The sequence below is a fragment of the Dyella sp. genome (assembly GCF_035508675.1).
Lineage (GTDB): Bacteria > Pseudomonadota > Gammaproteobacteria > Xanthomonadales > Rhodanobacteraceae > Dyella_B.
The window spans coordinates 1-4,455 of sequence record NZ_DATJMN010000006.1; the positions used below are offsets into that span (position 1 = coordinate 1).

A 4,455-nucleotide genomic window follows, 5' to 3' on the forward strand; every position below is an offset into this window, starting at 1 on the left:
AACCCAGACGATCAATTTTAAGGCGCATATTGGCTATCTCCTCGTTGAAGGGATACAACTAATGGCGTTTACCTTGATGGCATGCTTTTAAAGCAAAGCACGTCACCACTCACGGACTCATTCGTCCGCATCACGGCTGCATACCCTCGCCGAACCATGGATGGCACTCGATCAACGCGACTCACGAAAAGCTCAACGGCCGTGCGGGCGACAAAACCAGTGCGCAAGACTCGGCGGTGATCGAACCGTGGTCCGATCACTAGAAAAAAGCACAGTGAACCACGCCAGCGCGAAGCCAGAGAGACAAGCCAACCAGTAGAAACACCAAAAAAGCCGCAAAATCCGGCGACTCTTTCCGGTGCAGCAAGCAGACCAATCCTGGCCGACTAAAACAAACCCCTGAATTCCCCGTTAGCGCCGCGAAGCTACCACGCAACTGTGTGGAAATGGCGTGAATGGCTGGCTGCGTGGCGCCATGCATGCGCAGGCCAAGGCGCGTCATCCGTAATGACGTGGTGTTGGATTTTTGAGCCAAAAAGCTTGTTGTTCGCGGCGATCTGCCCCCTCCCCTGCGAAGTAGGGGAGGGCTGGGGTGGGGTTGCTTGGGCTTTAGCGCACAGCTGAATTTCCTGAGAAAAGTATGGAGGCGATGGTTGGCTCCCGCCGCTCGCTGCGCTCGCACCCCACCCTAGCCCTCCCCTACTTCGCAGGGGAGGGAACAGCTTTCCGCGATGATCCAGATGCCCGCTTCGCTATGAGGGCAATTTATAGAAGTGCCCTTAAGGGCACTTCTATAAATTGCCCTCTACTCGTCCAGCAGCGTGACAAGTCGGTACAACTTGATACTCGCCACGATGCACTCCCTCCCCTGCGGCAGTAGGGGAGGGTTGGGGTGGGGTTGCTTGGGCTTTAGCGTACAGCTGAATTTCCTGAGAAAAGTATGGAGGCGATGGTTGGCTCCCGCCGCTCGCTGCGCTCGCACCCCACCCTAGCCCTCCCCTACTTCGCAGGAGAGGGAACAGTTTTCCGCGATGATCCAGATGCCCGCTTCGCTATGAGGGCAATTTATAGAAGTGCCCTTAAGTTAGCGCCATTGTCGTTAAGTTCGGAGCATTGCGCCTCACCCACTGCCGAGCAACCACCGAGCCGAGCGGTATGACCCGCCGGGCATTTTCAATGCACGCGCTGTCGCTGGCAGTTTGAGCGGGCGTTCTACAAAGCCCTTTCCCATGTATCAAGTAGGCATTCGCCAACACGCCGAATCACTCAGGCCCGACAGATTTCAAATTGCATTTCATGCGATGGTGCGGTAGTCGGGCGTGCCCATCCGCTGTGATGAGTTACGACACGCCCGACATGAGTGAAGTAGCGCGGATCGCCCGAGTTAGGGCTCAGACGATCCGCTGGCCACCACCAACTAGCATTGGAGTTGACAATGGTTATCGATCATCATACGGCACCCGCACGCCTTCGTGCTCCCACCCTGGTGCATTTCTCCTACTTCACCGCCGCACACACTGTGCGGCGTCGAGCCAAAGTGGGCATTCGTCGAAGCGGAAGCAGCTGATTCCGACATAGCGAGCAGGATTTTTCCTGAAAGCCCTTCACGCCGCGCGCAATACGCGGCGTGACCTAAGCGTGTGGAGAACCACCATGAAAGACATGCACGGCGGCCGCTGCGGGCCGCAACTTTATCTATTGTCCAGCGACAGCTATGAAACCCTGCGAGACCTGCAGGACATGCTGACCCTGATGGCGCACATCACCTACAACGAAGACAACGCCGAGAACGGCAACGGCGTGATGACCATCGGTCGCGCCGAGCTGTATTTCATCTTTGAAGCGATCAACGCAAAGCTCGACGAAGTGTTGGAGCGGTTGAGTGACGAGAATTGGCTTGGCACGCAAAGCCAGATGTGGCAGTAGCGCAGCAAGCCCTCTTCCTGCACACGAACCTTCTGGCGCGTGGCTTATGCTGTCGCGCCGTAGCTGATGCAGTCTCCTTGCCGGCGCGGTATCCCCATTCCGGCCAAGCGCACTACAATGCGCGCCCTTTTCTTTTCTGATACGGGGCGAAGCAAACGTGGACATCGTCGTCAACGAGGAACTCAAGGCCTATATCGATCCGCTGACGCCGGAGGAGCACGAATCGCTGGAGCGCAGCCTTCTTGCCGAAGGCTGCCGCGATGCGCTCGTGCTGTGGGGCAACGTATTGGTCGATGGTCACAATCGCTACGGCATTTGCCAGAAGCACGGCCTACCGTTCCAGACGATACAGAACCCGCGCTTCCAGTCGATCGAGGACGTGCATCTGTGGATGATCGACCAACACCTGGGCCGGCGCAGCGTGTCGGATTTTCAGCGCGGCGTGCTGGCGCTGCGCAAGCGCGAGATCCTGGCGCAACGATCCACCGCCCAGGCCGCGGCTGCTGCTGCGCCGAACACCGAACCCACGGACGAGGCAGCCCCTGCCGCCGAACCACCCGCCCCCGCTTCGCCCAACGCCGAACGGCCACCCAGCCGGGAAGCACTCGCACGCCAGGCCAAGCTCAGTGGCAATCAAGTCGCCCTGATCGAAAAGATCCAGAAACAAGCCGCACCTGAAGTCGTTGCAGCGGTACGCTCCGGCATCATCTCCATCAACGCCGCCGCAGCAGTATCGAGCCTCCCGGCAGAGGAACAGCGCGAAGCCGCCCTGGCGGGAAGCAAGGAATTGAAGGAAGTGGCCAAGCGCGTGCGCGATGCCAAGCGCAAACCGCGCGAAGTGCCCACCAAGGAGCCGAGCACGCCCTCGCCGGAGAGCGGCGCCGATGACGCCGCCGAGGAAGTGCTGCAACTGCGCAGGCAGGTGGCCGCGCTTCAGGAGGAAAACGCAGCGCTGCGCAAGGAGCTGGCGGATTTGCGGGCAGTGTCAGTCAGGTAATACCGCCATGCTCCGAACTTACCGCCATGCATTTTTCCGCACTGACTCACTTTGAAACGGCATCAACGTGAACCTTAAGTTCGGAGCATTGGGTAATACCGTCCCTATCGAACAGCTTTCAACCACCCGAGGACGCGCCGCCCCCACGCTTCTGCCTGCCCCGTGTTCCATACGAAGGTCGCCACGCTTTCCGGCGGCATCGTGTAATCGAAACGCGTCTTGCCCTGTGCGACCGAGACAGGACGCGCATCCGTATGGCTGTTCACCACCACCAGCACGATCGACCCGTCGGAAGCGTTCTGGAAGGCCACATTGGCAATGCCGCTGTCGGTCTTGGTGGATTCCACCCGCACGGCGCCAGGCAAGACGAAGCGGCTGAAGTGCGCCAACGCGTAGTATTCGTCGTTGCGGCTCACTGCGCCGGTGCGCGAGTTGATGGTGACCACACCCTTGCAGGCATCGCAGCCGCCAAAATGCGGGCCGTGCTGTTCATCGAGCGCCAGGTTCCAGTAGATGACGCCACGCGCCCACTGCCTGATCCCGGTCACCAGCAGCTCCCGTGTAAACCAGAGCAGCTCGCCGTTTGCGCTCGACGCCCAATCGCCCCCGGAGCACTCGGTAATGTAGGTGTCCTTTTGGGGATACGCACGATGCACGCGACCTTGCGCATATTGGCTGCCGTCATAGCAATGCCAGGCAACACCAGCGATATAGGGTGCGGCATCGGGGTCCGCCAACATGCTCAATGGCTGCTCGGGCTGGTTCCAGTTGTGATCCCATTCCAGGATCTGTGTTTTGGGGCTGCGGCTTGCCAGCTTCGGGCCGAGATATTGCGCGACGATGCGCGCCCGCGTGGGCTCGGGCATCTCCATGCCAGGATACGTAATGGGTACGAAGCCCGGTTCGTTCTGCAAGGTCACTGCAAAGATCGGGATGCCGTAACCGAGGTACGTATCAAGATATTTGACGAGATAGTCCGCATACGCACTTTCGTACTGCGGCAGCAATTCCCCGCCAATAAGGTTTTCGCTGGTCTTCATCCACGCCGGGGCGCTCCATGGCGATGCGACAATGCGCATATCCGGATCGATGGAAAGGATCTCGCGCACCGTCGGTATCACATCGTGCAGGGTGGGCGTAACGTTGAAATGCTGTAGCTGCGGGTCGACCTGGCCGAAGGGAACATCATCCAGGGTATATGGCTTCAGCGAGAAATCCGAAGCGCCGATGGTCAGGCGCATCATGTTCAGCCCGAGGTTGGGAGGCGGACCATACAGCTCGTGCAACAAGGCGCGACGCCGCAACCAATTCAGCTTGTTATGGAGCAACCACGCCGACGAGTCCGTCATGGCCGCGCCGAAGCCGACCATGGTTTGATACTTCTTGTTGACGTCGATGACCACATCGGCAGGTAACGTGCCGCGAGCGGTCATCTCAATATCGGGTTGCCGCGCCAGCTTCAGCCGGCGATCCTCCGTGCTCAGCCACTGCTGGACGGTGGGCAGGATCGACTGCGTCGAAGCGGTAGCTTC

At 59.4% G+C, this 4,455-nt stretch carries 3 protein-coding genes; 2 read left to right on the forward strand and 1 reads right to left on the reverse strand.

All coding sequences use genetic code 11. From position 1 onward, the window contains the following. Nucleotides 1-1,653: 1,653 nt before the first annotated feature. Both VMA74_RS00180 and VMA74_RS00185 read left to right on the forward strand, forming a co-directional pair. On the forward strand, nucleotides 1,654-1,926 hold the full coding sequence (locus VMA74_RS00180; protein ID WP_325363604.1) for an XAC0095 family protein: 273 nt from the start codon (nucleotides 1,654-1,656) through the stop codon (nucleotides 1,924-1,926). A gap of 157 nt (nucleotides 1,927-2,083) precedes the next feature. Then, nucleotides 2,084-2,923 carry a plasmid replication/partition related protein gene (locus VMA74_RS00185; protein ID WP_325363606.1) on the forward strand — a complete coding sequence of 280 codons (840 nt, stop codon included), beginning with the start codon at nucleotides 2,084-2,086 and terminating at the stop codon, nucleotides 2,921-2,923. Between the two features lie 104 nt (nucleotides 2,924-3,027). On the opposite strand, the gene VMA74_RS00190 is transcribed toward VMA74_RS00185, so the two are convergent. Beyond that, a complete protein-coding gene (locus tag VMA74_RS00190; protein ID WP_325363608.1) occupies nucleotides 3,028-4,431 on the reverse strand; it encodes a glycoside hydrolase family 30 protein in 1,404 nt (467 codons plus the stop codon). Nucleotides 4,432-4,455 lie beyond the last annotated feature (24 nt).